General features: G+C 59.0%; 25 protein-coding genes. 7 read left to right on the top strand and 18 right to left on the bottom strand.

Going from position 1 to position 25,632, the window contains the following annotated elements; translation table 11 throughout:
- Nucleotides 1-125 precede the first annotated feature (125 nt).
- A complete protein-coding gene (locus SBL51_RS06105; protein WP_317930009.1) occupies nt 126-1,823 on the top strand; it encodes a lysophospholipid acyltransferase family protein in 1,698 nt (565 codons plus the stop codon).
- A gap of 5 nt (nt 1,824-1,828) precedes the next feature.
- Here SBL51_RS06105 and SBL51_RS06110 read toward each other — a convergent pair whose 3' ends face one another.
- From SBL51_RS06110 to SBL51_RS06120, 3 genes are all read right to left on the bottom strand, one after another.
- The gene (locus SBL51_RS06110; protein WP_317930010.1) at nt 1,829-3,007 is read right to left on the bottom strand and encodes a cytochrome b/b6 domain-containing protein; all 1,179 of its coding nucleotides are present in this window, start codon (nt 3,005-3,007) and stop codon (nt 1,829-1,831) included.
- A 180-nt stretch (nt 3,008-3,187) separates the two neighbouring features.
- Nucleotides 3,188-3,748 (bottom strand): YceI family protein, encoded by a 561-nt coding sequence (locus SBL51_RS06115; RefSeq protein WP_317930011.1) that lies wholly within the window; start codon nt 3,746-3,748, stop codon nt 3,188-3,190.
- 307 nt (nt 3,749-4,055) lie between these two features.
- Nucleotides 4,056-4,829, bottom strand: coding sequence for a ferredoxin--NADP reductase (locus tag SBL51_RS06120; RefSeq protein ID WP_317930012.1), 774 nt, complete (start codon nt 4,827-4,829; stop codon nt 4,056-4,058).
- A gap of 109 nt (nt 4,830-4,938) precedes the next feature.
- On the opposite strand from SBL51_RS06120, the gene SBL51_RS06125 reads away from it, so the two are divergent.
- On the top strand, nt 4,939-5,829 hold the full coding sequence (locus SBL51_RS06125) for a LysR substrate-binding domain-containing protein (RefSeq protein ID WP_317930013.1): 891 nt from the start codon (nt 4,939-4,941) through the stop codon (nt 5,827-5,829).
- Here SBL51_RS06125 and SBL51_RS06130 read toward each other — a convergent pair.
- The 4 genes from SBL51_RS06130 to SBL51_RS06145 form a co-directional block, all read right to left on the bottom strand.
- Nucleotides 5,782-6,465: an alpha/beta hydrolase gene (locus SBL51_RS06130; RefSeq protein ID WP_317930014.1), complete on the bottom strand. Its 684-nt coding sequence runs from the start codon at nt 6,463-6,465 to the stop codon at nt 5,782-5,784. The genes SBL51_RS06125 and SBL51_RS06130 overlap by 48 nt on opposite strands.
- Before the next feature lie 52 nt (nt 6,466-6,517).
- Nucleotides 6,518-7,873 (bottom strand): nucleotide 5'-monophosphate nucleosidase PpnN, encoded by a 1,356-nt coding sequence (gene ppnN, locus SBL51_RS06135; RefSeq protein WP_317930571.1) that lies wholly within the window; start codon nt 7,871-7,873, stop codon nt 6,518-6,520.
- A gap of 88 nt (nt 7,874-7,961) precedes the next feature.
- Nucleotides 7,962-8,525: an NUDIX hydrolase gene (locus SBL51_RS06140; RefSeq protein WP_317930015.1), complete on the bottom strand. Its 564-nt coding sequence runs from the start codon at nt 8,523-8,525 to the stop codon at nt 7,962-7,964.
- Between the two features lie 69 nt (nt 8,526-8,594).
- A complete protein-coding gene (locus SBL51_RS06145) occupies nt 8,595-9,179 on the bottom strand; it encodes a uracil-DNA glycosylase family protein (RefSeq protein ID WP_317930016.1) in 585 nt (194 codons plus the stop codon).
- 127 nt (nt 9,180-9,306) lie between these two features.
- Here SBL51_RS06145 and SBL51_RS06150 point away from each other — a divergent pair, with 127 nt between their 5' ends.
- Both SBL51_RS06150 and SBL51_RS06155 read left to right on the top strand, forming a co-directional pair.
- Nucleotides 9,307-9,969, top strand: coding sequence for a glutathione S-transferase family protein (locus SBL51_RS06150; protein WP_317930017.1), 663 nt, complete (start codon nt 9,307-9,309; stop codon nt 9,967-9,969).
- A gap of 11 nt (nt 9,970-9,980) precedes the next feature.
- Nucleotides 9,981-10,364: an MmcQ/YjbR family DNA-binding protein gene (locus tag SBL51_RS06155; RefSeq protein WP_317930018.1), complete on the top strand. Its 384-nt coding sequence runs from the start codon at nt 9,981-9,983 to the stop codon at nt 10,362-10,364.
- A gap of 16 nt (nt 10,365-10,380) precedes the next feature.
- Here SBL51_RS06155 and amrS read toward each other — a convergent pair whose 3' ends face one another.
- On the bottom strand, nt 10,381-11,478 hold the full coding sequence (gene amrS / locus SBL51_RS06160) for an AmmeMemoRadiSam system radical SAM enzyme (protein WP_317930019.1): 1,098 nt from the start codon (nt 11,476-11,478) through the stop codon (nt 10,381-10,383).
- A 156-nt stretch (nt 11,479-11,634) separates the two neighbouring features.
- Between amrS and amrB the strand changes: the two genes are divergently transcribed.
- From amrB to SBL51_RS06175, 3 genes are read left to right on the top strand one after another with little or no spacing between them, the layout of a single operon-like run.
- Nucleotides 11,635-12,429 carry an AmmeMemoRadiSam system protein B gene (amrB, locus tag SBL51_RS06165; protein WP_317930020.1) on the top strand — a complete coding sequence of 265 codons (795 nt, stop codon included), beginning with the start codon at nt 11,635-11,637 and terminating at the stop codon, nt 12,427-12,429.
- A gap of 11 nt (nt 12,430-12,440) precedes the next feature.
- Nucleotides 12,441-12,992 (top strand): AmmeMemoRadiSam system protein A, encoded by a 552-nt coding sequence (gene amrA / locus SBL51_RS06170; RefSeq protein WP_317930021.1) that lies wholly within the window; start codon nt 12,441-12,443, stop codon nt 12,990-12,992.
- Between the two features lie 43 nt (nt 12,993-13,035).
- Nucleotides 13,036-13,974 (top strand): isopenicillin N synthase family dioxygenase, encoded by a 939-nt coding sequence (locus SBL51_RS06175; RefSeq protein WP_317930022.1) that lies wholly within the window; start codon nt 13,036-13,038, stop codon nt 13,972-13,974.
- A gap of 12 nt (nt 13,975-13,986) precedes the next feature.
- Here the strand turns inward: SBL51_RS06175 and SBL51_RS06180 are convergent, their stop codons facing one another.
- The 10 genes from SBL51_RS06180 to dnaB all read right to left on the bottom strand — a co-directional run bounded on the left by SBL51_RS06180 (nt 13,987) and on the right by dnaB (nt 25,475).
- The gene (locus SBL51_RS06180; protein ID WP_317930023.1) at nt 13,987-14,655 is read right to left on the bottom strand and encodes a YoaK family protein; all 669 of its coding nucleotides are present in this window, start codon (nt 14,653-14,655) and stop codon (nt 13,987-13,989) included.
- Nucleotides 14,656-14,719: 64 nt separating this feature from the next.
- Entirely contained in the window at nt 14,720-15,064 is a 345-nt protein-coding gene (locus tag SBL51_RS06185) for an acylphosphatase (RefSeq protein WP_317930024.1), read from the bottom strand.
- 3 nt (nt 15,065-15,067) lie between these two features.
- A complete protein-coding gene (nhaD, locus tag SBL51_RS06190; RefSeq protein ID WP_317930025.1) occupies nt 15,068-16,324 on the bottom strand; it encodes a sodium:proton antiporter NhaD in 1,257 nt (418 codons plus the stop codon).
- A gap of 417 nt (nt 16,325-16,741) precedes the next feature.
- Nucleotides 16,742-18,544, bottom strand: a complete 1,803-nt coding sequence (locus SBL51_RS06195) for a carboxylesterase/lipase family protein (RefSeq protein ID WP_317930026.1) — start codon at nt 18,542-18,544, stop codon at nt 16,742-16,744.
- Between the two features lie 182 nt (nt 18,545-18,726).
- Nucleotides 18,727-19,632: a helix-turn-helix transcriptional regulator gene (locus tag SBL51_RS06200; RefSeq protein WP_317930027.1), complete on the bottom strand. Its 906-nt coding sequence runs from the start codon at nt 19,630-19,632 to the stop codon at nt 18,727-18,729.
- A 6-nt stretch (nt 19,633-19,638) separates the two neighbouring features.
- On the bottom strand, nt 19,639-20,229 hold the full coding sequence (gene smrA, locus SBL51_RS06205; RefSeq protein ID WP_317930028.1) for a DNA endonuclease SmrA: 591 nt from the start codon (nt 20,227-20,229) through the stop codon (nt 19,639-19,641).
- A 118-nt stretch (nt 20,230-20,347) separates the two neighbouring features.
- Nucleotides 20,348-22,288, bottom strand: coding sequence for an acetate--CoA ligase (gene acs / locus SBL51_RS06210; protein ID WP_317930029.1), 1,941 nt, complete (start codon nt 22,286-22,288; stop codon nt 20,348-20,350).
- Between the two features lie 228 nt (nt 22,289-22,516).
- A complete protein-coding gene (gene panD / locus SBL51_RS06215; protein WP_317930030.1) occupies nt 22,517-22,897 on the bottom strand; it encodes an aspartate 1-decarboxylase in 381 nt (126 codons plus the stop codon).
- A gap of 40 nt (nt 22,898-22,937) precedes the next feature.
- A complete protein-coding gene (gene panC, locus SBL51_RS06220; RefSeq protein ID WP_317930031.1) occupies nt 22,938-23,822 on the bottom strand; it encodes a pantoate--beta-alanine ligase in 885 nt (294 codons plus the stop codon).
- A 225-nt stretch (nt 23,823-24,047) separates the two neighbouring features.
- On the bottom strand, nt 24,048-25,475 hold the full coding sequence (gene dnaB, locus SBL51_RS06225) for a replicative DNA helicase (RefSeq protein ID WP_317930032.1): 1,428 nt from the start codon (nt 25,473-25,475) through the stop codon (nt 24,048-24,050).
- Nucleotides 25,476-25,632 lie beyond the last annotated feature (157 nt).

The following is a 25,632-nucleotide window of genomic DNA, read 5'->3' on the forward strand; positions in this document are numbered from 1 at the left end:
ATATTGGCAGGAACCCGCAGGCGTGTGCCGGCCGCCGTTTTCGGTCACAATTCTGTCATCGCCAATTCATCCAATTGTCACCCGATCAAAATATTCTCGGCCAATTAAACCCTGCCGAGACGACCATGATCGATACCCCTCGCTCTATGACAGGAAAATTTCCTGCCTTCGACTTTCCGGGCGCTATTTTTCGCAAGCCCACGCAAAAATTTCTTCGCAAAATCACCCACGAAAGTGAGCTGGCCGACATACTGACCACCCGCGCCGGGCTCGGCTCCCTCGATTTTATCGATCAGATTTTTGAGCAGCTCAATTTCACCTACCAGGTATCGGCTCGTGACCGGCAGAACATTCCCGACGAAGGCCGTGTGTTGGTCTATGCCAACCAGCCCCTGGCATCACTGCACGCGCTGGCACTGGTGCGACTGGTGGCCGAGGTTCGCAAAGATATCCGGCTGGTGATCGACGAACAGGAGAGTGAATTCGGCGCCCTTGGCTCACTGATTATTCAAAGCGGCCCGAACGCTGAAGAGGCGATTCAACAGGCCCTGGCGGCGGAGCAGGCAGTGATTCTCTTCCCAACCGGCAACTTCGCCAAAGTACGGCCACAAAACCGCAGTTGGCGGTCCGACCTGCTGCACTACTGCCGAGCCACCAAAACACCCCTGCTGCCGGTACTGGTGCAGGTGCAAAAAAGCTGGCGCACGCTCTCCTCCGGACTGGTGCCCACCAGCTTGAAAAATCTGTTGGCCCAGGCCAAACAGCCACTGGCCAGCATGGTGAAAATCAACGTCGGCGAGCTGATTGCCCCGGGCGCGCTACAGAGCGGCCAACTCAACGACCGGGCACTGTTGCAGCGTTTGAAAAAACATATTCACAAGCTGCGCAAAAACCACAAATCCCCCTTTGAAACCCTCAAAACCATCGCCCACCCGGAGGACCGCTGTGAGTTGCGCAAAGATCTGAAACAGGCTGACTTACTGGGCGAGACGCGCGATAACCAAGGGATTTATCTGGTGGAATACCAGTGCGACACCTTAATGCGGGAGATAGGCCGGCTGCGGGAGTTCACCTTTCGCAAGGTGGGTGAGGGCACTGGTTCAAAACGCGATCTGGACAACTACGACCGCCATTACCAGCACCTGGTGTTGTGGAATCACGAGCAATTGGAGGTGGCCGGCGCCTATCGCCTTGGGCATGTGGCCTCTATTCTGCAAGACCAGGGCATTGATGGGCTCTACACCAGTTCGCTGTTCAACTTTACCGATCACTTCCTACCCCTGCTGCCACAGGCGGTGGAGCTGGGGCGCAGTTTTGTGAATCCGAAATTCTGGGGCAAGAACAGCCTCGACTACCTATGGCAGGGTATCGGTGCCTATTTCCGGCACCACCCCGATGTGCGCTATGTGTTTGGCCCAGTCACCATCAGCGCCGACTACCCCAAACATCTGACCGAAGAGATGGTCTTCTTCTACGAGCACTTCTACAGCCATGGGGCTCCGCTGGCCGAAGGCCGGCTCCCCTTCACCCTGCCCCATCACCGGCAACAGGCGTTACAGGTAAAGTACGGCCAGCACGACAAAGAGAGCGGTTTTAAACTGTTGCAGGCGGAGTTCGCCGAACTGGGTTATAAAGTGCCGGTACTGTTTAAACAGTACGCGGCACTTTATGAAGAGGGAGGCTTTCAACTGCTCGGTTTTAATATCGACCCAGATTTCGCCAACTGTATCGATGGTTTGTTCATTGCCGACCTCAACCAACTCAAGGCCAACAAACGCAAACGCTACCTGGGTGATGAAGCGACCGTAAACGCAGCGGGTTAATAGCCTTACTGCGCCGGCGTTAGCAACAGATTCACCTGCAGCTGCACCTCGAAAGCGATAGTCGGATCATCCGCCCACATGCCGGTGCCAATACCAAACAGGCGCCGGTCAATCACCGCATCACCCACAAAACTGGCCTTGCCATCCGCCTGTGACTGCCACACGAAATTAACAGCCAGTGGTTGCGTTACACCTTTTAAGGTGAGCCGCCCCTGGGCAACAAAGCCATCGTTCTGGGCTTTAATGTCGTTACTGTAATAGTGGGCCGTGGCAAACTGCTCGGTGGCGAACCATTCATCATCCTGCAGAGACGCATCCCACTCTTCGTTGTAGGTAGTGATGCTGCTGGCGGTGACAGTTACATCCAACACCCCGGCTTCGGGTTCGGCCGGATCAAAACGAATGGTCGGGTTGAACTGGGCAAAACTGCCATCAAAAGCTTCGCCAGAATAGGCACTCTGGAATTTGAGGCTGCTGTCTGGCAGAACCATCAGCCAATTACCCACCGTGGCGGTTGTTGTCGGTTCGGCAGCAGGTTGGACAGCGATCGGCTCTTCGGCGGGCACGTCACCGACCATAGACTTTTTAACGGTGAAGGCGATCAGGGCAATGAGCACCAGCGCCAACACCCCCACCGGCCAGGCTTTACCACACGGCAGCATGCGCGGCAAAAGCACCAGCTTGTGGGCGAACTTGTGATGCACCAACATCAGTACGTGGCCAACAATCACCACCGCCAACACCCAGAACAGAGTAACGTGAACCCCTTCAAACAGCTCTTTCGACTCTTTGGAAAGCCCTGGAATAGCAGGTATTGGGAACTGATTAAAGTAGGGTAATGGGTAGCCGGCAGCGGAATTGAGTAACCAACCGGTGAGCGGCACCAACACCATCAACAGATAAATAACTCCGTGGCCCAGGTGTGCCATCTGCTCCTGCTTAGGTGGTAACGATAACGCCGGCGGCTTATTGAACAGCCGCCACAAAAAGCGCAACACCACCAATAACAGCACGGTAATGCCCACCGATTTGTGCAACACAAACAGGTAAATTTTTTCCGGTGAGCGCGGCATCTCCTCGGCAATCATCCCCAAGGCAATTGCCCAGAAAATCAACAGCGCCATCAGCCAATGGAAGCCTTGTGCGACCGCCCCGTAATTTTCTTGATCGTTCTTTAATTTCATCCCATACCCCTGCATTGCTACGCACACAGAGCACGTAACATCTTCAATAAATTTGAACCCAGCTATTATGGTGAATTCGCACCCATGCCACTAGAAAAACAGGTCAATAATTTTATCTCTCGATAAGTTGCAGGCAAAAAAAAGCCGCCCCGGGGGGCGGCAGACGCTGCTTACAAACTATTAATTCTGGGAACCTTCCACCTCAATGTGAATGCTTACTTCTGCACCCACGCCCGGTACACCGTATTTAATACCATAATCAGTACGGTCGATGGTGGTGGTGGCGCTAAAGCCGGCGCGCTCGGCGCCAAAGGCTTTACCGGCTTTGTTGAAAGTCACTGCCAATACGACGGGTTTGGTAATGCCTTTGATGGTCAGGTCACCGGCGACATCCATGGTTTTAGGACCGGTTTGAGTAACGCCGGTACTTTTAAAGGTCATGGTTGGGAATTTTTCAACATCGAAAAAATCGGGGCTGCTCACATGGCCGATCCATTTTTCGTGGTTGCTTAAGTCGATACTGGCGGTTTTGATCGTTACTTCCGCAGAGCCTTTGCTGAAATCGGCTTCGTCAAAGTTGAACTTACCGTCAAAATCGATGAACTGACCAGTTGAATGGCTAAAGCCAAGATGGCTGACAGTGAAAAAGATTTGGGTGTGAGCGGTATCAAGCTGATATTCAGCAGCATTGGCCGACAACGCCGCCAGAAAAAACAGTGCTCCGACAAGGGTTCTTTTCACTCTATAGCTCCTATTGCATAAATTGGTGTACTGCTGTTGATTAGCAGATTATCGGGATTACGGGATTGAACAGGGACTTGCCACCTTCACCAGAGAAGTGGGCACCGGGAGCGGGATTACCAATAAGCTACTACAGGAGGGTAATCAAGCTTCTGGCGGGTAGAAGCCACGGTACTACAGCGTGTGCAACAGCGTGGCTCCCCCGGGCACCAGCCCTTTCAAACTATGCTGCAAAGACTACAAAAGCGACTCGAGAAAGCATATTCAAATTTTTAGAACAAGCCTGTGAAATCGGTCTCCCTACGGGTCATTGCTCAACAAAAGCCCGCTCGATCACATACTCACCTTTATGGCCGTGGCGGGACTCATGGAACCCCCACTCATTCAAAATGAGACAAGTGTCCTTGAGCATGCCGGGGCCGCCACAGATCATGAAGCGGTCATCAGCCACCGTTGGCATCGGCAGGCGCAGATCATCAAACAGCTGGCCGCTGGTCATCAAATCGGTGAGCCGGCCGGTGTGTTCATAATCCTCGCGGGTGACGGTTGGGTAGTAGATCAGCTTTCTCTGCACCAGCTCACCCAGAAACTCGTCCTGGGGCAGCTCTTCGGTGATCAGCTTTTCATAGGCCAGCTCCGATTTAACGCGTACGCCGTGCACCAGAATAATCTGCTCAAACTGCTCATACACCGTTGGGTCGCGGATGATACTGAGAAACGGCGCCAAGCCGGTACCGGTGCTCAACAGATAGAGCCGCTTACCGGGCAACAGGTGGTCGGCCACCAAAGTGCCGGTGGCCTTGGTGCTAAGCAGCACCTCATCGCCCGGCTGTATATTCTGCAGACGGCTGGTGAGCGGGCCATCCGCCACCTTAATGCTGAAAAACTCCAACTCCTCCTGGTAGTTGGCACTGGCGACACTGTAGGCGCGCATCAGCGGCTTGCCATCCACCATCAACCCCACCATCAGAAAGTGGCCGTTTTCAAAGCGCAGTGACGGCGCCCTGGTTGTACGAAAGCTAAACAGGGTATCGTTCCAGTGGTGCACGTGAGTAACGGTTTCGGTGATGATATTGGCCATGGAATCCTCTCTGTGGCGGCGCTACATTAATTTCAGATGGGCAGTTTAATGGTTTGCTCTTAATTCGTATAATGAATTAATTTTCTTTGTTTAATCTAAAAAATCGATTATGCGTTTTACTCTCCGTCAGCTAGAGGTCTTTATGGCCATCGCCCGCACCGGTAACGTCACCCGGGCGGCCGGTGTGCTGTCGATGTCACAATCGGCCGCCAGCAGCGCGCTGAAAGAGCTGGAGTCACAGTATGGTGTCCTGCTGTTCGACCGGGCGGGGAAACGGTTGAAACTAAACGAGTACGGCCGCCAGTTGCGGCCCCAGGTTGAGGCACTGCTCGGCCAGGCCGAAGCACTGGAAACGACCCTGGCCCAGCGACAGACGCCGGGCACCTTGAAAGTGGGTGCCACGCTGACCATCGGCAACTACCTGGCACCGGAGTTAATGGCCAGTTACCTGGCCGGCGAGAACAACGCCCGGGTCGAACTGACCGTGGCCAACACCCGCGCCATTGTTGACCAGGTGCTCCATTTTGAGCTTGATCTGGGTCTGGTCGAGGGGGAACTGAACCACCCGGATCTGGAGGTCAGCCACTGGATGGACGACGACCTGGTGATTATCGCCCCCGCCGATTATCCCAATGCCGACCAACCGTTAACCGACCAGCAGCTGCGGCAACTGCCCTGGATCATCCGCGAACCTGGCTCCGGCACCCGCCAGGCGTTTGATCGCGCCATGCAGGGGCTGTTGAACGAGCTCACAATCCGCCTGGAGCTGCAACACACCGAGGCGATCAAACGCGCCGTGCGGGCGGGCCTCGGCGTGGGCTGTCTGTCGGAGATCACCGTACGGGAGGAGTTGGAGTTGGGCCTGCTTAAGCGCCTGCAGGCGCCGCAGCGCAACTGGCACCGCAAGTTTTACTTCGTGCTGCAACGCCACAAGTACCCAAGCCCCGGCGTTTCAACCTGGTTGGAGCTCTGTCGCCAGTACCCGTTGCAGCCACGCTGAGATATCGGCAATTTCCGGCAGGCATACCGAGTGATCGATGGGGTAGGTTTTGTACTCCACCGGGTAGTTCCAGGCCTGTAGCCGGGCTACGGCACTCTGCCCCAGCACCTCGGGTACCACCGGGTCGTGATGGCCATGGCCGATAAAGATGGGAATCTGGACGTTGGCATCCTTCAGCTGAACGCTGTCGACGGTGGCAAAGTAGCTCGACAGCACCAGCAGCCCCGCCAGCGGCCTGGTGTAACTCAGTGCCGCCTCCAAAACCACCGCGCCGCCCTGGGAGAACCCCGCCAGCACGATGCGCTCGCTGGCAATACCGCGCTCAATTTCCCGCTCGATCAGCTTCATCACCTCCGCCGCCGAGCAGCGCAGTTGGAAGGTATCCACCTCCCGCTGCAGGCTCATCGACAAAATGTCGTACCAGGCGGGCATGCGCATACCGCCATTGATGGTCACCGGCAGCTCCGGCGCGTGCGGGAAGATAAAACGCACCCCCATGGCTCCGGGTAACTTCAGCTCCGGTACCACCGGCACAAAGTCATCGCCGCTGGCCCCCAGGCCATGCAACCAGATCACCGTGGCGGTAACCGGTTGCGCAGTTTCTATCTCGATTGCAGACAGGTAGTTGGAATCCATTGCTCCCCCCAGTTGAGCCTCTACCGTGGCTATCGGCGAAGCTGCTGGCGGGTTATACAATCTCGTAACAGGGGATGTATTGGCTGCCCGGCAACTTCATTCGTTTCTGATCGATGAAGGCCTGCAATAATCTGTCCAGGGCGGGTTTGATGTGGGCATCACCCCGAATTTGGTAGGGGCCATGCTTTTCAATTTCGCACACCCAGTGCGGCTTTACGTTGCCGGCGACAATACCGGAGAAGGCCCGGCGCAGGTTCGCTGCCAGGACGTGCTTGGGAAGTTTGCTGTCCAGCGAGAGGTTGGCCATGTTTTCGTGGGTGGCGGCAAAGGGTTGCTGAAATTCGTGCTCAATGCGCAGCGCCCAGTTGAAGTAGAAAGCGTCGTTTTGGCGGATGCGAAACTCACGCACCTCCTGAACACCCCGCGCCATCTCCCGCGCCGCCTGTTGCGAATTGCCAATAATGATGCGGTACTTCTGCTGAGCCTCGATACCCAGGGTCTGGCCGATAAATTCGTGCAGGTGCACAAAGTAGGACTCCGACGACGGCGGCCCGGTGAAGATCAACGGAAATGGCAGGCCGTTGTTGTCGGGGTGCAGCAAAATACCGAGCAGATAGAGCACCTCTTCCGCGGTACCGGCACCGCCAGGGAAAACAATGATGCCGTGGCCCATGCGCACAAAGGCCTCCAGCCGTTTTTCGATATCGGGCAGAATAATCAGCTCATTGACGATGGGGTTAGGCGCTTCGGCGGCGATGATGCCGGGCTCGGTGATGCCCAGATAGCGGCCGTGGCTGATGCGCTGTTTGGAGTGGGCAATGGTCGCCCCTTTCATGGGCCCTTTCATGGCCCCCGGGCCGCAACCGGTACAGATATCCAGTTTGCGCAGGCCCAGCTCGTGGCCCACATCCTTACAGTAGTCGTACTCCACCTGGTCGATGGAGTGGCCTCCCCAGCAGACCACCAGCCGTGGCCACTCACCGGCGTGCAGGGCACGGGCGTTGCGCAGCAGCTGAAAGACATAGTCGGTAATGCCGGCGCTGGTCTCAAACTCCTCCCGGGAGCGGTCGCGCACCCCCTGCCAGTAGAGAATATCGCGCAGCGCACTGAAGATCATCTCCCGGCTGGAGGCGATCATCTCACCATCGACAAAGGCATCGGCCGGAGCGTTTTTCAGGTTCAAGCGCAGGCCGCGGTCCTGCTGCAGAATATCAATATCGAAGTCGTGGTAGGTCTCCAGCATGGTTTTGGCGTCGTCGTTGGCGGTGCCGGAGTGGAGAATGGCCAGTGCACACTGGCGGAACAGAGCGTAGTGGCTGTTTTCGTCCTGACTGGTAGCGCGAAGACTTTCCACTTCCCGCTGGGAGAGTATCTCGAGGCTGCGCCTCGGTGAGATGGAGGTATCCACCTTTGCTGTCATTTGATTACCTTATTGGTCATTTTGGTCTTATCGGTACACCCTGAATTATAGTTGAGCCGGTGCCGGCCGGTTGCGCTTAACCCTTCTGCTCCAGCGCCAGGCGCAACAACGCCGCCACCGACAGGGAATCGGTAATCTCACCGTCGAGCACCATCTGAACGGCCTCACTCAGTGGCAGCCGACGGCTGGTGATATCCTCACTGTCATCCAGCTCGATACCGCCACACTCGCGAATGCCGCGCGCCACGTAAAGCACCGCGGCTTCATCGGATACCGAGTTGGACAGGTGCATGCGTTGCAGTTCCCGCCACTGGCTGGCCTCCAGCCCCACCTCTTCGCGCAGCTCACGCTGGGCGGTGGCGAGGGTCTCCTCACCGGCCGGTGAGCCGCCTTCGGGAATCTCCCAGGTGTACTCCTGCAGCGGGTAGCGACTCTGGCGCACCAGCCAGGTGTAGCCCTCGTCGTCGATCGGCACCACCCCCACCGCCGTGTTTTTGAAGTGCACCAGGCCGTAGATGCCATCGCTGCCGGCCGGGGTGATCACCTCACAGTGACTGACGCTGATCCACGGGTTGCTGTAAGTCTCCCGCCGGCTCTTCTCAATCCAGCCGCCGATCTTCGCCTCTCCCTTGTCTGACATAACGCTCCTTTGCCCGTTCAGGGCTTTATCTGGGTAATGAATAGAACTGTGCTGATCTGCGCCTGGCTCTCAGCGCTCCAGCACCTCTGCCACCCGCCGTTGCAGGTGGCCAACCACCTCCCCCTCAAACCAGGGGTTGCGCTTCAGCCACAGTTGATTGCGTGGGGAAGGGTGCACCAGGGGCAGAAATTCCGGCAGGTAATCCCGCCACTGCTGCACCCGTTGGGTGAGGGTAAAGCGATCCTTGGGCAGGTAATACTGCTGGGCGTAACTGCCAATCAGCAGCGTTAACTCAATATTGGGCAGCAGCTCGCGTACCGCGCTGTGCCACAGCGGCGCACACTCAGGCCGTGGCGGCAGGTCGCCCGATTTGCCCCGCCCCGGGTAGCAAAAGCCCATGGGCATAATCGCCACCTGGCGGGTGTCGTAAAACACTTCCGGCGTCAGATTCAGCCACTGCCGCAGGCGCACCCCCGAGGCATCGTCCCAGGGCACGCCCGAGGCGTGCACCTTGGTGCCCGGGGCCTGGCCAATCACCAGTAAGCGAGCACTCGCTTCGGCTCTGATCACCGGCCTACAACCCTGTGGCAGACTCAACTCACAAACACGGCAGGCCCGAACCTGGTCTAAAACCGCCGCTAAATTATCCGTCATCGATTACAAAAAACCTGCCGCTGCCGGCCCGAACCGGGCCAAAACCACAAGATAAAACAGTTGACGCTTGCAACCAACCGCTATAAACATTACCGCACTCAATAGAGATACGCTTTATCGGTGCGCTATGAAATTGGTGATTGGCAACAAGAACTACTCCTCCTGGTCACTGCGGCCGTGGCTTCTGCTGAGCGCACACAAAATCCCCTTCCAAGAGGTTCGCATCCCCCTCTATCAGGCCAATTCCAAAACCCAGCTGGCGCAATACTCCGACGTCGGCCTGGTACCGGTGCTGCACGATAACAGCCTGGTGGTATGGGATTCACTGGCTATCTGCGAGTACGTCAGCGAACGTTATCTGCACGGCCGGGGGTGGCCGGAAAACTACCAGGCCCGCGCCCAGGCCCGAGCCTGCTCCGCCGAGATGCACTCGGGCTTCACCACCATTCGCAACCAGCTGCCCATGAACTGCCGCGCCAGCGGTCGGCAGGTGCCGCTCACCGATAAACTGCTGGAGGAGATTGCCCGCATCGACCGCATGTGGGCCCAGTATCGCCACCACAATTCCGCCCATGGCCCCTGGCTGTTTGGTTGTTTTTCCATCGCCGACTGCATGTACGCTCCCATGGCGTTACGCTTCAACAGCTACGGCGTGCAGCTGAGTAACCCCAGCCAGGAGTATCTGCAAACCCTGCTCAACCACCCCGCTATGCAGAGCTGGCTGGCGGCCGCCCGACAGGAGCCCGAGGTGATTGCCGACGCCGAAATCGGCCAAATTACCCCCGCCTGAAGCCACTAGGCATGGATTACCAAGCCGTTAAAAACTACTGTCTGGCCAAGCCGGAAGCCGAACTCGACTACCCCTTTGGCCCCGATGCCGCCGTCATCAAGGTGCGCGGCAAGCTGTTTGCCATCCTTAGCGAACGCCAGGGTGTGGCGCAGGTGAACCTGAAGTGCGATCCCTACCGGGCCCAGGCCCTACGGGACCTCTACCCGGCGGTGATTCCCGGCTACCACATGAACAAAAAGCACTGGAACACGGTGCTGCTCGACCACACCCTGGTAGCAAGCGAAATAGAGCTGATGATCGACCACTCCTACAGCCTGATCATCCGCTCCCTGAAACGGGCCGACCGCCAGTTTTTAAGCCTGCGCTATGGCGATGCCCTGTTCGAACCCATCTAGGATGCGCTCGCCCTACTCAGCTGGCAATGCGCACCGGCAGCCGCTTCGCACCCCAGTCACCGGGTGTTGCTTCAAACACGCCGGCGCAGGCGGTGCCACAGTGGCGACAATGGCCCTGCTCATCCAGATGCCAGCCCAGCAGCCGATACCAGTCGCGCTCTATCAACGCTTCACCACAGTGGTGACAAAAAGTGGTGTCACCCTCAGCGTCATGCACATTGCCGGTGTAGACGTAACGCAACCCCGCCGCCAGGCCAATCTGGCGCGCCCGCTGCAAAGTCGCGGCCGGTGTGGCGGGGGTGGTGTCCATCTTGTAGTCGGGGTGGAAGGCGGAAAAGTGCAGTGGTACCTCCGGCCCCAGATTATCCACCAGCCAGCGGCACATGGCCTCGAGCTCAGCGGTGGAGTCGTTCTCACCCGGTATCAATAATGTGGTGATCTCCAGCCAGGCGTTGGTCTCGTGTTTGATCAGTTGCAGGGTATCAAGTACCGGTGTCAGATGGCTGCCGGTCAGTTGGTGATAGAAGCGATCATTAAAGGCTTTCAGGTCGACATTGGCGGCATCCATGTGGGCGAAGAAGCGTGCCGCCGGCTGCGGGCAGATGTAACCCGCGGTCACCGCCACCGACTTCACCCCCGCTTCGCGGCAGGCGATAGCGGTATCCACCGCATACTCCAGAAAGATCACCGGGTCGTTGTAGGTGAAGGCGACACTGCGACAGCCCATGGCAGCGGCGGTCTTGGCCAGCTGCTCGGGGCTCGCCTGGTCGGCCAGGGTATCCATCTGCCGGGATTTGCTCATATCCCAGTTTTGGCAGAACTTACAGGCCAGGTTGCAGCCGGCGGTGCCGAAGGAGAGCACCGGCGTGCCGGGCAGAAAGTGGTTGAGGGGTTTCTTCTCGATAGGGTCGACACAAAAACCGCTGGAGCGGCCATAGCTGGTAAGCACCACCCGGTCGTTGAGCCGGCCGCGGACAAAACAGAGGCCGCGCTGCCCCTCCCGCAACTTGCAGTAACGCGGGCAGAGGTCGCACTGAATACGGCCATCGTCAAGGGTGTGCCAATACTCAGTGTCGGTGACGCGGCTGGCTGGGTGGATGATGGTATCGCTCATGGGCGCACCTCGCTATACTTTGCTGGTTGTTGCCTAAGCCGGCGTTGCAAACCGGCAATCGGATCTCTTAACTAAGCAGATCTCCTAGCTAGTAGATATTGAGGCACAACACTTTTTGATCAAGTGTTCAAACAAAAATCGCACGCGGAGGATGCCATGGCCACCAGCGTTCGCCCCTCAGCCATCGCCGGCCAGTTCTACCCGGCCGATGCCCACTCCCTAGCCGCCGTCATCAACCACTGTCTGCAGCACGCCAAAACGCACCGCTCTACCACGCCACCCCAAGCGATCATCACCCCCCACGCCGGCCTTATCTACTCAGGCCCCACCGCCGCCGTAGCCTGGAGCCAGGCGCTGGCGCGTACCACCCCCATCCAGCGGGTGGTACTCCTCGGTCCCAGCCACCGGGTCGGCTTTTCGGGTGTCGCCACCAGTCCCGCTCAGGCCTGGCGTACCCCCTTGGGTGAGATAGCGCTCGACCGCGAAGGCGCCGAGGCGCTGCAAAGCCACCCGTTTGTGCAGGCCTTCGCCCTGGCCCACGCCCAGGAGCACTGCCTGGAGGTTCAGGTGCCCTTTATTCAAACCCTCTGGCCCAAGGCCAAATTGCTGCCACTGCTGGTGGGTGACGCCTCGGCTGAGCAGGTGGCAGCGCTGCTGGCTCCCTACTGGGGCGATCCGGAAACCCTGATCGCCATCAGCTCCGACCTCAGCCATTTCCACGACTACGCCACCGCCCAGGCCATCGACCAGCGCACCGCCCAAGCCATTGAAGCCGGCCGGGTGGATGCCATTGGCCCCGAGCAGGCGTGCGGCTGCCGGGCGTTGAATGGCCTGTTGCTGGTGGCCGGCCAGCACCATCGCCCGGTAGTCACACTGGAGCTGTGCAACTCTGGCGATACCGCCGGCGACCGCAGCCGGGTAGTTGGCTATGGCGCTTTTGCTGTGCACTAGCGAGGCCGCTGATGATTGAACCGGAACTGCAAACCCGACTGCGGCAACTGGCGCGGGATGCTATTAACCAGGAGCTGCGCAATGAGACGCCGCCGCCCCTGGCAGTCAACCAATGGCCGGCGGCGGCCAGAGCCCCCGGCGCCAGCTTCGTGACCCTCAAGCGCAATGGCCAGTTGCGCGGCTGCATAGGCAATATCGAGGCACACGAACCCCTGGTGCAATCCATCCGCGACAACGCCATCAGTGCCGCCTTCCGCGATCCCCGTTTTGCGCCCTTGGCAGCCGATGAGTTGGCCGACTTGGAACTGGAGCTGTCGGTGTTGACCACCCCCTACCCTATTTCAGTCGCCAGCTGTGAGGAACTGGCCCGGCAACTGCGTCCCAATATCGATGGTTTGATCCTCTCCGCCCATGGCCGGCGGGGCCTGTTTCTGCCCCAGGTATGGGAGAGCCTGCCCCAGGCCAATGAGTTTATCGCCCAGTTGAAGCGCAAAGCCCACCTGCCCGACGCCATCGAGCCGCCGGAGCTACAGTGCGAGTTATTCCAGGTACAACATTTTTGATACTCTGCCGCCCTGCCACCGTCACCCATTGCAATGAACCCCCATGACACGACCCGCCACGACAACCTCCACCACCATGCTACCGACTATTGACTTCGCACCAGGCGCCCACAGCAACCCCGGCGCGGCGCTCGACCACAGCCTGCACCAGCTGGGCTTTGCCCAGGTGAGCAATATCGGTATTGATCAGCAACTGCTGGCCCAGGTATTTGCCACCAGCCGGGAATTTTTTCTGGGGCCACAAGCTGCCAAGGATGGCTGTCGCTATCGCAGTGCGGCGGAGAATTTTGGCTACCAGGGGCTGTTTGATGAGAACCTCGATCCCGACGCCCCGGCCGATATCAAAGAGTCCCTCACTCTGCGCAATATCATCCACCAGCCACCGAGCCTCGAGCGCTGGCCATCGCCCGCCTTTCGCGATCTGATGCAGGCCTTCTTCGCCGACGCCTTTGCCGCCGCGAAGCGTCTGCAGGTGGTAATTGCCGAGCAGTTGGGGGTAGCCGGCGACTACTTCACCCGCCGCCACTGTGGCGAGTGCACCAGCCTGCGCCTGCTCTACTATCCGCACGATCTCCAGCACCAGCTACAAGCCGGGCAACTGGGGGCGGGAGCACATTGCGATTACGGATTTATTACCCTGTTGTTTCAGGATGAGATAGGCGGGTTACAGGTACAAAACCGGCAGGGGGCGTGGCTCAATATTCCACCCCAGGCGGGCAGTGTGGTGATCAACAGCGGCGACCTGCTGGAGCGTTGGAGCAACGGCCGCTACCGCTCCACGCCGCACCGGGTGGAGGCCAAGCTGGGCCAGCAAGCGCGGCAGTCGATTGCCCTGTTTGTCGACCCGGACAGCAGCACCCTGGTGGCGCCACTGCCCACCTGCACCGGGCCAGATAACCCCGCCCGCTACCCGCCCATCACGGCGGCGGAGCACCTGCACAACAAGTTATCGGCCACCCACAAACAGCGCTTCGAGGCTTGATGATCAGGCGCGCTAGGCTCTGGCCGGGGCCAGGCGGCTGTAGAGCCGGTAGCCGGCCGCCAGCAGCAGGCAGATAGCCCCCGGTACACCCAGGGCAGCGAAATGCCACTGGCCATACAGCAATGCACCCACCACGCCACCGGTTATAAAGCCCAGAATAATCAGAATGAAGAGCACCGCTTTGCGCCGGTCAAAATTGCCGCCGCGCAGGAAGGAGCCGAGCATAATGCCCAGGTCGGTAAAAATACCGGTGAGATGGGTAGTTCGGAGAATGGCGCCACTGTAGCTGGTGGCCAGGGCATTCTGCAGGCCACAGGCCATGGAGGCGAGGTAGTGGCCAAAAAAGAGCTGGTTATTGAGTGCCGGAATGGCCAGGAAAAGCAACGCAGCCTCCAGTACCAGCAGGGTGTCGTAGTGGCGACCCAGCTTCAGGCGGCTACCGGTCAATAGAAAACCGGAGACTGCCGCCCCCACCAAAAACGCCAATAACACCCCCAGCAGATGCAGCACTTCGCCCAACTGACCATGGGTAATGCCGGTACCAACCAGAGTGGCGGTGCCAGAGAGGTGGGAAACGGATTGGTGCTCAAAGCCCAGCAGACCGATGGCATTAACACTACCGGCCACCAGGGCCAGCACAAAAGCCCCGTATTCCACCCATTTTGGTAAACGCTTAATCAAGATGCTTCGATTCGATAATTGAGGAGAGAGAGGAGCATGGGGCGAGAGACCTTAGTACCACAGACTACAGGGTGGCCAGCTGTTGGAAACCGGGGGCGACCTCAGCCGCCCACTCACTCACGGTAACGTCAGCCACCAGCGCCGCCGAGGGACCCTGCCAGCAGTCGCTGATCATCGCCTCAAGAGGCTCAGAGGGGCCGGCCAATACCGCTTCCACCGAGCCATCGCGACGATTGCGCACCCAGCCGGAGAGGCCACGGGCAGAGGCGGCGGTTGCAGTCCACTTTCGGTAGTAGACCCCCTGTACTGTGCCGGTGATGATCAGATGCACCGCTGTCACTCCTTTAGCCTCCCTGTTATGCCTGTTGCTCTGTTGCCGATCGCCCTGCTGCCATTGCTCTTCGGCCAACGATCAGGTTCCCGTTACTATACCCGCCAGCAGCAAGGTTAACGCATAGCCCACGGAGTAAGAAAGAGCCAGGGCCGGCAGAAAGCGGATATAACGGCCAAAGGTCATCCCCTCCAACTTGCTCATTACGATAATCCCGGCGGCGGACCCGATGATCAGCAGCGAGCCGCCCACCCCCACGGCGTAGGTCAAACCCAGCCAGTTGCGCTCATCCAAGGCCGGGTTGGCCTTTAGCAGAGCCGCGGTCAAAGGCACGTTGTCGAGTATCGAGGAGACCACACCGGCAACAAAGTTGGCGTACTCCGGCGCCAGCAGCATATACCAGTGGGCCAGTTGGGTCAGCACATCGATCTGCTGCAACATACCGACAATCAACAGAATACCGAGGAAGAAGAGCAGCGTGTCGTACTCAATCTGGCGGATATACTCCAGTACCTGAGTCTGCTCGCTATCGGTGACACTCATACGGCCAACCAGGAACATCAGCGACAGGCCGGTGAGGAAGGTGAGTACCGGCGGGATCCCAAACAGCACATTGAAGATCATGGTGCAGACAATAGTAGCGAAGAAAATGGCGGTAATGGCCACATCCACCCGGGTAAAGGTGAGCTCAACCGGGGTAGTGCTCACCCGGCCCTTACTGCCCCAGGTAAATATGATGGCCAGCAGCACCACACTCACCAAGGAGGGCACCAGCAGGGTGACCAGCTCCACCATGGTGACATGGCCGGCCAGGAAGATCATCAGCGTGGTTACATCGCCGGTGATCAGCGCCACACCACCAGAGTTAACTGAGAACACCACCAAAGCCGCCATTTTGAACTTTACCTCCCGCTCAACGCTGAAGGCCTGCACCAGCCCCAGGCTCACCAGGGTGGCGGTGACGTTGTCGCAGATGGCGGAGAGCACCAGAGAGAAGATCGCCACCATCAACAGCAGCGCCTTGACCGGCAACTCCGAGGGGAAAATCTTCTGCACCACCGACTGAATCATGCCCTTGGCATTGAGGTAGGCCACGAAGGTCATGGTCGACATTAAAAAGAGCCAAAGGCTGGCAATCTCGAGCAGGTTCTCGTTAAGGGCGTGCAACACCTCCTGCTGCTGCTCGGCACCGGGCGCGGCAATAAACAGAATTATCCAGGCGAGACAGCCAATGAACAGGGTGGTTTTCGCCTTGTTGACGTGGATCACCTCTTCAAAAATGATCGACAACAGAGCCAACAGGGCGAGCAGGATAAGGGCGACGCTTAAAAGGTTCATGAGTACTACCTGGCAATTGCTGGCACCCAGCCAACCAGCCGAGCGCATTCCATGCCCCCCAAAGATTAGGAAGCGGATAAACGGCGAGGACCGGTCAATTGACTATTGGTATTCGGATACCACCGGCAGAACCCCGGTGGCAGCTATTCCAGCAGAAGAGGGCCGATATTAGACACCGGCGGTCTCCGGAAGAAAGCCAACTTTACACCCGAGACACAAACGTGCCATTAACTTCAAGTCAGCTTCCAGGTCGAGGGCGCGAAGGTTAGCACAGCCCCCCTACTGCGTAAATTGGACAAAAGTCTGCCGCTACAGCGGTAAAAAACCTATCTTTGGTAGCGGCTTGCGATGAAAGAAATCGCGACTGCCCGCTGCTGGAAATCTGCCCGGCGCAGCCGATGCTAGGGGCGGGCAGCGCTACATTAACGCCCGGAAGGCGCTGACCGGAAACTCGTCACAGCCCAGCGCCTGGTACTCTTGCGCACTCCAGAAATAGTTACTCAAGCCGTAGTAGAAGAGCTGGGCGTAGAGCTCACAGCGCGCTTCGGTCGAGGCAATCGCCTTATCCCCCCGCAAACGCGCTTTGATATCGGCCACGGTGAGCGCCAGATTGGCGCTGTGCAGCTGGCTGTCGAGGATCATTTTGTGGGCGTCATCATCCGTCCAGGGCTGCCACAGGGGCCAGCGGCCACCACCGCTACCGGGCTGGCCGGTGCGCGCAAATTCAGCCCAATAGCCGCGCATGGCCCGGGAGAGATTGTCCCAGCTGGCGGCATCGTCGACCTTGGCAAACAGCGGCAGGCGGGCCACCTCCGCCCGGCCAAACAGAAACACCACATCAATGCCGTGAGCGGCGCCAAACAGAGTCGGCGCGTCCACTCCCAACTGGCGCGGCTGCTCATCCCATTCGAAACGATAGGTGTAGACTTCACCCGGCTGACTGCGGCTCAAGCGCGCGGCCGGTTCATCGACGCCGTTGGCCTGCCACAGGTTGGAGAAGTAAGCGACTGTGCGCTGGTATTCAGCTGGGGCTTTAAGCTCCGGTAAAATTCCCCAGCGGCGCCGGGTAAAGCGTTCAGAGGACCAGAGGAAGAGCTTAAATTCATCGCGGTTGCTGCCCAGAATCACCGGCACCGCGTTGTAAGCGCCCGGCTCACCCAACACCTCCAGCAGGGGTGTTTTGGGCAGCACCACACCATCGCGCAGATTGACCGGCGTCTGATAACCGAGGTCGCCCCGGGGCTCCACACCGCGAAAAATCTCTTTCGCGGTTTTGCCGCGCAGGTAGGCGGTAAGCTCTGCGCTACTCATCTGGTTCTGCAACGTCTTGGCCGCGGCCCGGTCCGCCGCCAGGCCATCGATCACCAACAAACGGTTGATCAGTTCACGAAAGCTGTAGGGCAGGCCCGGCTCCGGGTCATCGCGGTAATTTTCCGCGGCCGCCAACGGCACGGTTTTGGGGTTGCCACTCTGGGCGATGGCCTTATGGAACAGACCCTTGGCGGCGGGGGAGCCCAACAGGGCGAGGACATCGGCACCGCCGGCACTCTCGCCAAAAATGGTGACGTTGTTTTTATCACCGCCAAAGGCTTCGATATTCTGTTGCACCCAGTTGAGGGCGGCGATCATATCCAGCAGGCCAAAATTACCACTGGCATCAAACGGCGTTGGCGCCGCTTCACGCAGAGCGGGGTGGCTGAACCAGCCAAATACCCCCAGGCGATACTGCAACGCCACCACAATCACCTTCTGCTCGCCGGCCAGATTGCGCGGTACCGCAATCTGCGCGCCGCCGAGGGTGTTGGCGCCACCGTGAATCCAGACCATCACCGGCAGTTTGCTCTCGGCCAGTTGCGCCTGGCTCAACCTGGGCGACCAAACATCCAGGTAGAGACAATCTTCGTCGCCGTAGGGAATGGGGCCGCCGCCCAGCTTAAACGGCAAAATCTGCGAACACATGGAGGGTTGCTTGACCGCCGCCAGGGTGCCACGCCAGGGCAACGGCGGCTGCGGCGCCCGCCAGCGCAGATCGCCCAAGGGCGGTTCTGCAAACGGAATACCCATCCAACCGTAGGTATCGCTGACATCGGCAAAGCCAATCACCTCACCGGTGGCCAGCTGCCGGCGTGACTCGTCGACGGTAGCGGGAGTACGTGGGTAGAAGTAGATAACCGCGGCGATAATCGCCACGAGCAGGATAATGGTCTTTTTTCTTTTCATTGTTATTGAGTCGCTTGGTCTTTTAGTTGTTGTTATTGGTGCCGCGGGAAACCTGCCGCCAGGCGCCAGACAGTTGGCCGCGGAAAAGCCGGTGGTAACTATTTCAAAATTTGGCGGCTGGAACAGCCATTGGCGGGGAATCAGGGCCAGATCTCAATGAAAATGGCCAGAATCAAAAGACGTTAAAACCCTAGCCCCCTTGGGGGGCCGACAATCACCTGCCGAAAGCGCGAGGGCGGCATACCCACCTGCCGGCGAAACGCCTGGGCAAAGTTGGCCGGCTGGCGATAACCCAGGCGTGTCGACACCTCGGTAATTGCCACCCCCTCCTTCAAAAAGCGCTTGGCAGCCTCAAAGCGCTGCTTCTCCACATAGTGGCCGAGCGAAAAGCCCCGGCTCACCTGAAACCCGCGCGACAACTGCCGCACCGAGATTTTGCACAACCCGGCCAGCTCGTGCAGGCTGGGGGACGGGCCCAAGGCCTGAATGCGCTCGTCGATCAACCTCAGGCGCCAGCTGGCCAGGCCGCCTTGCAGGGGCGTCAGCGCGGCGTTGTTGAACAGCCGGCCCAGCTCTATCGTCAGCTCCTGCAGGCCCAGTTCGATCAGGGCGGCGCTGGCGTGGCGCGGGTACATCATTTCACGCACCAGGCGCAGCATCAGGGTTTGCAGGCTGCGGTCGGCCAGATCCAGGCAGTTGGCGAACATCCCCTCCTGCCATTGCAGTGGTGCCTCGGCCCACTGATCCACCAGGGCCGTCGGCAGCTGCGCGACCAGCGAGTCATAGGGGTGAGCATCGCTCACCGGCTCGCTGACGGCCAGTTGCAGCGGTTGCTGGGGCGGCTGCAGAAAGAGGTCGCCCACCTGATCCCAGCGGTAGTCCGGCCAAAGCCCGGAGAAACGGCCCTTGAGGCCGTTGGCGCGGGCGGTGATTTTGATATCGAGACGGTAGTGATCGGTGGCGGGGAGGAGTATCTCCGTGGTCGCTGCCGCGACACGCAGCAACATTACGGTGCCGTGGCCGGTGGCCAACTGCTCAGTAGCCAGCAGGTCGGCCGACTCAGCGCCGGCCATCGCGCGACTCGCCACCGCTGGTTATCCGCGACGCTTCTGGTGGCGCTCCAGGTCATCCTGACGCTTGCGGTCTGACTTTTTCAGCATCACGTAGGTGGCACCGGTGCCACCGTGGTGTTTTTGGGCGCTGTGGAACGCCTGCACCTCCGGTAGCTGTGGCAGCCAATGGGCCAGGCAGCTTTTGAGGATGGGCGGCTGCTCCCGGCCCTCGCCTTTGCCGTGGCTGATCAGTGCGCAGCGCACCTCCTGAGCCAGGCAGTCCTGCACAAACTGGTAAAGCGCACGGCGCGCCATCTCCACCGTGTGCCGGTGCAGATCCAGGCGGGCATCAAGGCTGTACTTACCCAGGCGCAGGTTGCGGTAGACGCCGTTTTGAATGCCGGGGCGCTTAAACTCGAGGATATCGAACGGCGACAGCATTTCGATGTGCTCTTCACCACCGGTGAGGCCGCTGCGTTCGACGATAGCTTCCGCCATCGCCGCTTCCCGGCGGGCAGATTGGTTGAGACGATCTTTACTCTGTTTCAGCTCGATGCGATCGGGGCGGGAGATCGGTTTGACATCGGCCATCGCCTGACGGAAAAAATCATGGTCAGTGTGTTTCGTTGACATGTCTCCTCCTGGATACAACCGGTAACTCGCCAAAGGTTCCGAGTTTAGTGGTTTTTGGCCGAAGGAGGCAATGCCACCGGCGGTAACCGGTGGCATTGCGGAGGCGAGGCAGGAACGGTTAGCGGTTTACCCGGTCGTCGATCAGGCGTTCAACCACAGTGGGGTCAGCCAGGGTGGAGGTATCGCCCAGGCTGTCGATCTCGTTGGCGGCGATCTTGCGCAGAATACGGCGCATGATCTTGCCGGAACGGGTCTTCGGCAGGCCGGGAGCCCACTGGATGATATCCGGACGGGCAATGGCGCCAATCTCATGGACAACCATCTTCAACAGCTCTTTTTTCAGCTCTTCACTGGGCTCGACCTTGTCCATCAAGGTGACGTAGGCGTAGACCCCTTGACCCTTGATGTCGTGCGGGTAGCCTACCACTGCGGCCTCGGCCACCTTCTCGTGCAGCACCAGGGCGCTTTCGATCTCGGCGGTACCCAAGCGGTGACCGGAGACATTGAGCACATCATCAACTCGACCGGTAATCCAGTAGTAGCCATCTTCGTCGCGACGGGCACCGTCACCGGTGAAGTAGTAGCCCGGGTAGGTGGAGAAGTAGGTGTCGATCAGGCGTTGGTGATCGCCGTACACCGTGCGGATCTGGCTCGGCCAGCTGGCTTTGATCGCCAGGCTGCCCTCACCCGGGCCTTCAATCTCTTTGCCCTCGCCATCGAGCAGAACCGGCTGCACACCGAAGAAGGGCTTGGTAGCGGAACCGGGTTTCAGCGCGGTGGCACCGGGCAGCGGCGTTAACATATGAGCGCCGGTCTCGGTCTGCCACCAGGTATCGACAATCGGGCAACGGCCGTCGCCCACCACTCGGTAGTACCACTCCCAGGCCTCTGGGTTGATGGGCTCACCGACGGTGCCGAGCACACGCAAGCTCTTGCGTGAACACTGTGTTACCGGGCCATCGCCGGCGGCCATCAGGGCTCGAATGGCGGTGGGGGCGGTGTAGAAGATGTTGACCTGGTACTTGTCGACTATCTCCCAGCAGCGACTGACGCTGGGGTAGGTGGGCACCCCTTCGAACATCAGCGAGATAGCGCCATTGGCCAGGGGGCCATACACAATGTAGCTGTGGCCGGTTACCCAACCGACATCGGCGGTACACCAGTAGACGTCGCCCTCGTGGTAATCGAACACCACCTTATGGGTAAACGCCGCCTGTAACAGGTAGCCGGCGGTGGTGTGCAGCACCCCTTTGGGTTTACCAGTGGAGCCGGAGGTATACAGAATAAAGAGCGGGTCTTCGGCGCCCATCTCTTCCGGCTCACACACCTCAGACTGTCTGCTGACCGCTTCCCGATACTCCAGGTCACGCCCCTCTATCCAGGCACCCTGGGGGGATTGGGTGTGTTTAACCACAATACAGGTGTGCACGCCTGGGCATTGGCTTAAGGCTTCATCGACACTGGCCTTCAGATGCACATGCTTGCCACCGCGCACCCCTTCGTTGGCGGTGATCACCACTTTACAGTCACTGTCGAGGATGCGGTCTTTCAAGGCATCGGGAGAGAAACCACCAAACACGATAGAGTGCACCGCGCCCACCCGGGCACAGGCCAGCATGGCGTAGGCCGCTTCCAGGATCATCGGCATATAGATGCAGACCCGATCACCCTTCTTCACCCCACGCTCGCGCAACAGGTTGGCGAGTTTGTTTACCTCAATCGACAGCTGGCCGTAGGTGACCAGGGCATCGTTACCCGGCTCATCACCTTCCCAGATGAGTGCGGTCTGGTTGGCCCGGGCGGGCAGGTGACGATCGATACAGTTGACGCTGACATTGAGCGTGGCGCCATCGAACCACTTGGCGATGCCCTTGTGGAAATCGTACTCGCAGACACTGTTCCAGGGTTTGCTGAAGGTGAGGTATTTATCGGCCTGTTCCGCCCAGAAGCCGGCTGGATCGTCAACGGAACGACGGTAATCGGCCTCGTAGGTTGCCTCGTTGATGAGCGCGGATGCCGCAAATTCGGCGGGAACAGGACGGGTTGAGGATTCAGCCATCGGTGAGTAGCCTCCATCTGATTGTTATTGGTGTGTTGTTGGTTAAACCGGGGCTACCCTCTGTGACTAATAATTAGCGGGATAGGCCCTACGCAACACGCATTTATGATGTTCTGGACGGCATGTTATGCCAGGTCTTAGCGCGAAAAAATTAGACTATAGTCTTTGCGGGGCGGTGAACACCAGCCCCAAGGTATCGGATCTTCGGCTACGCCCGGGTGAGAGGGGTCAGGCGACCTGCATGGGAATGGTGTTGGTGCTGCGCTCGACACTGTTGTCCGCGTTGAGATAAACCAGCTTGGGTTTGAATTGATCCGCTTCCGCTTCTGACAACTGGCCAAAGGCGGCGATGATCACCCGGTCACCGACCTGCACTTTGCGTGCCGCAGCGCCATTCATGGAGATGGTGCCGGAACCGGGCTCGGCCAGAATGACATAGGTGGTAAACCGCTCGCCATTGCTGACGTTATAGATATCGATCTGCTCAAACTCCCGCAGACCGGCCAGTTCCACCAGATTCGCATCAATGGCACAGGAGCCGTCATACCACAGTTCCGCCTGGGTGACACAGGCCATATGTAGTTTGCCTTTCAACAAGGTGATCTGCATAAGACTCTTCCTCTATTAGTTGTGGTTAGGCTAATTGGCGTTAGGCGCTGACGGGGGTTCCCGGCGCCATCTCCTCACCCAAGGTAAAGGAGACGTTATCGATCAGGCGGGCGCCACTGGTGTACATGGCCCCCAGAATAGTGATCGCCTGGTCATCGTTGGCCGCCGGCTCCAGGGTTTTGCTGTTGCAGACCGAGAAGTAATCGACGCGAAAACCGGCCGCCTCAATGGCCGCCCGGGCTTCCGCCTCAATGGCGAAGTAGTCGCGCTTGCCGGCCTCGATATCGGCCTGGGCCTGGTTGAGCCGCTGGTTAAGAATATTCACCTTGGGCCGCTCTTCGGCGGTGATAAATCCATTGCGGGAGCTCATCGCCAGGCCATCGGGCTCGCGGAATATCTCCCCGGCGATAATCTCCACCGGAATACAGAGGTCCTCCACCATGCGCCGGATAATCGCCAACTGCTGGAAATCCTTGATGCCAAACACAGCCAAATCGGGCTGTACGATATTAAACAGCTTGGAAACGACGGTGGTGACCCCCTCAAAGTGGCCGGGGCGGCTGGCGCCACAGAGCACGTCGGTCATGGTCGGCACCACCACCCGGGTCTGTTCGGCCATGCCGTTGGGGTAGATCTCTCCTTCGTCGGGGTAGAAGAGATAGTCGCAGTTAACTTCCCGCAGGCGGTTGGCGTCGGCTTCGAAGGTGCGCGGATACTTATCCCAGTCTTCGTTCAGGCCAAACTGCAGTGGGTTAACAAAGATACTCACCACCACCACGTCACACTGTTGCTGTGCCGTGCGTACCAACTCGATGTGGGCATCGTGGAGATTGCCCATAGTGGGCACAAAGCCCACCCGCTTACCCCGCTGGCGCTCGATGGCGAGCGCTCCGCGAATAGACTCAATGTGATGGAATATCTGCATAAAGCCTTACCTGCTTGGTTAACCCGAGGCGACTCGGCGGCCCAACACTGCCCAACGGCAATCGGACCCCGAAAATTAGGGGCGCGATGATACACAGATAAACCGGGGATGTATATCAACAGAACTGTTGAAAAGATGTATAGATGATTGACAAAAATGGCGGAAAAAGACCGGATAAATCGCCAAATTGGAGGGTATTGAACTCGGCCGCCGAGGGTGCCTGGTTTAGTAGTCGGACTGACTGATGTACTCGGGTGCCAAGTTCTCAAAGCGGGTGAACTTGCCAACAAAGGCCGCCCGACAGGTGCCGATTTCACCATTACGCTGCTTGCCGATAATCAGCTCGGCGATACCCTTGTCCGGACTCTCTTCGTTGTAGTACTCGTCGCGATAGATAAACAGAATCACGTCGGCGTCCTGCTCGATGGCGCCCGACTCCCGCAGGTCGGAGTTCATGGGGCGCTTGTTGGGCCGCTGCTCCACCCCCCGGTTGAGCTGGGAGAGCGCAATCACCGGGCATTCAAACTCTTTGGCAATGGCCTTCAGTGAGCGCGAGATCTCCGAGATCTCCTGGGTTCTGCCCTCACTTTTGCCCGCCACCTGCATCAGCTGCAGGTAGTCGATCATGATCAGGCCGGGGGAGCCGAACTCACGCTCGATACGGCGCACCCGGGCGCGAACTTCCTGCGGAGTAAGACCAGCCGTGTCGTCGATAAACAACTGCTTGTCTTTCAGCTTGCCCATGGCGGCGGAGAGCTTCGGCCAATCCTCCTCGGTTAAGCTGCCGTTGCGGATCTTGCCCTGATCGATGCGCCCCACCGAGGAGAGCATCCGCATCATCAGGGCGTTGGCCGGCATCTCCAGGCTGAACACCAATACCGGCTTCGATTGGGTAAACAGGCCCGCCTCAACAAAGTTGAGCGCCAGGGCGGTTTTGCCCATGGAGGGACGCGCCGCCAGCACGATCATTTCGCCACTCTGCCAGCCGGAGGTGCGTTGATCCAACTCCTCGAGGCCGGTGGAGAGGCCGGTGATATCTTTGTCGGAGCGAAACAGCTCATCAATGCGCTCCACCGTCTCTTTCAGCAGGGTGTTCATCTTCTGGAAGCCACCCTGCTTGGGCCGGCCCTCGACAATCTCGGCCACCCGCTTCTCCGCCAGCTGTAACAGCTCGTCGGCACCGAGGCCGGCGGGGTTGAAACTGGTGCGGCTGATTTCACCGGCGGTGTCGATCAATTTGCGCAGGGTGGAGCGCTCCGCCACGATGCGGGCGTAGGCCACCACGTTGACCGCACCGGGCGTGTTGGCCGCCAGCGCGGTCAGGTAGCCGATGCCACCGACGGCATCGAGCTGCTCGTGCTTCTCCAGCTCTTCCGCCAGGGTGACCACATCCATGGGCAGCGAGGCCGCCTCCAGGCGCCCCATCATGGCGTAGATGGTGCGGTGATTGGCGGCGTAGAAGTCCTCTTCGGTAATCACCTCGGCGACACTGTCGAAGCGGTGATTCTCAAGCATCAACGCCCCCAGCACAGCCTGCTCCGCCTCCAGCGAGTGCGGCAACACCTGCGCGGCTTCGATAGTGGCAGGCGCCTCCAGCTCATCGTAGGCGGAGTCGGGAATGGGCTCGAAAGGGATGGGCTCGGAGTCGTTCATGGGTGCTTAAACAGGTTCTGGTCGCCAATAAATCTGCTGCAAAGCCGGGTAGCTTACCATCGAATCCGGCGCTTTGAGAGGCCTAATTTGGCAGGCCAGGGTCTATCGCCCGCCAGCACAGCCCCTTAGTCAGACCATTAATTCGCTGGCTGGGCGA

The organism is Halioxenophilus sp. WMMB6, assembly GCF_033283405.1.
In the GTDB taxonomy this organism is placed as follows: Bacteria; Pseudomonadota; Gammaproteobacteria; order Pseudomonadales; family Cellvibrionaceae; genus Halioxenophilus.

What these genes read in the sequence shown, in the direction of transcription:
- smrA (WP_317930028.1), bottom strand. Translation starts at nt 20,229, where the DNA reads ATGTCAACGAAACACACTGACCATGATTTTTTCCGTCAGGCGATGGCC.
- SBL51_RS06195 (WP_317930026.1), bottom strand. Translation starts at nt 18,544, where the DNA reads ATGAAAAGAAAAAAGACCATTATCCTGCTCGTGGCGATTATCGCCGCG.
- SBL51_RS06120 (WP_317930012.1), bottom strand. Translation starts at nt 4,829, where the DNA reads ATGGCCAATATCATCACCGAAACCGTTACTCACGTGCACCACTGGAAC.
- SBL51_RS06110 (WP_317930010.1), bottom strand. Translation starts at nt 3,007, where the DNA reads ATGAAATTAAAGAACGATCAAGAAAATTACGGGGCGGTCGCACAAGGC.
- panD (WP_317930030.1), bottom strand. Translation starts at nt 22,897, where the DNA reads ATGCAGATCACCTTGTTGAAAGGCAAACTACATATGGCCTGTGTCACC.
- SBL51_RS06145 (WP_317930016.1), bottom strand. Translation starts at nt 9,179, where the DNA reads ATGACGGATAATTTAGCGGCGGTTTTAGACCAGGTTCGGGCCTGCCGT.
- SBL51_RS06175 (WP_317930022.1), top strand. Translation starts at nt 13,036, where the DNA reads ATGACACGACCCGCCACGACAACCTCCACCACCATGCTACCGACTATT.
- SBL51_RS06140 (WP_317930015.1), bottom strand. Translation starts at nt 8,525, where the DNA reads ATGTCAGACAAGGGAGAGGCGAAGATCGGCGGCTGGATTGAGAAGAGC.
- SBL51_RS06105 (WP_317930009.1), top strand. Translation starts at nt 126, where the DNA reads ATGATCGATACCCCTCGCTCTATGACAGGAAAATTTCCTGCCTTCGAC.
- SBL51_RS06150 (WP_317930017.1), top strand. Translation starts at nt 9,307, where the DNA reads ATGAAATTGGTGATTGGCAACAAGAACTACTCCTCCTGGTCACTGCGG.
- acs (WP_317930029.1), bottom strand. Translation starts at nt 22,288, where the DNA reads ATGGCTGAATCCTCAACCCGTCCTGTTCCCGCCGAATTTGCGGCATCC.
- dnaB (WP_317930032.1), bottom strand. Translation starts at nt 25,475, where the DNA reads ATGAACGACTCCGAGCCCATCCCTTTCGAGCCCATTCCCGACTCCGCC.
- amrS (WP_317930019.1), bottom strand. Translation starts at nt 11,478, where the DNA reads ATGAGCGATACCATCATCCACCCAGCCAGCCGCGTCACCGACACTGAG.
- amrA (WP_317930021.1), top strand. Translation starts at nt 12,441, where the DNA reads ATGATTGAACCGGAACTGCAAACCCGACTGCGGCAACTGGCGCGGGAT.
- panC (WP_317930031.1), bottom strand. Translation starts at nt 23,822, where the DNA reads ATGCAGATATTCCATCACATTGAGTCTATTCGCGGAGCGCTCGCCATC.
- SBL51_RS06125 (WP_317930013.1), top strand. Translation starts at nt 4,939, where the DNA reads ATGCGTTTTACTCTCCGTCAGCTAGAGGTCTTTATGGCCATCGCCCGC.
- SBL51_RS06155 (WP_317930018.1), top strand. Translation starts at nt 9,981, where the DNA reads ATGGATTACCAAGCCGTTAAAAACTACTGTCTGGCCAAGCCGGAAGCC.
- amrB (WP_317930020.1), top strand. Translation starts at nt 11,635, where the DNA reads ATGGCCACCAGCGTTCGCCCCTCAGCCATCGCCGGCCAGTTCTACCCG.
- nhaD (WP_317930025.1), bottom strand. Translation starts at nt 16,324, where the DNA reads ATGAACCTTTTAAGCGTCGCCCTTATCCTGCTCGCCCTGTTGGCTCTG.
- SBL51_RS06130 (WP_317930014.1), bottom strand. Translation starts at nt 6,465, where the DNA reads ATGGATTCCAACTACCTGTCTGCAATCGAGATAGAAACTGCGCAACCG.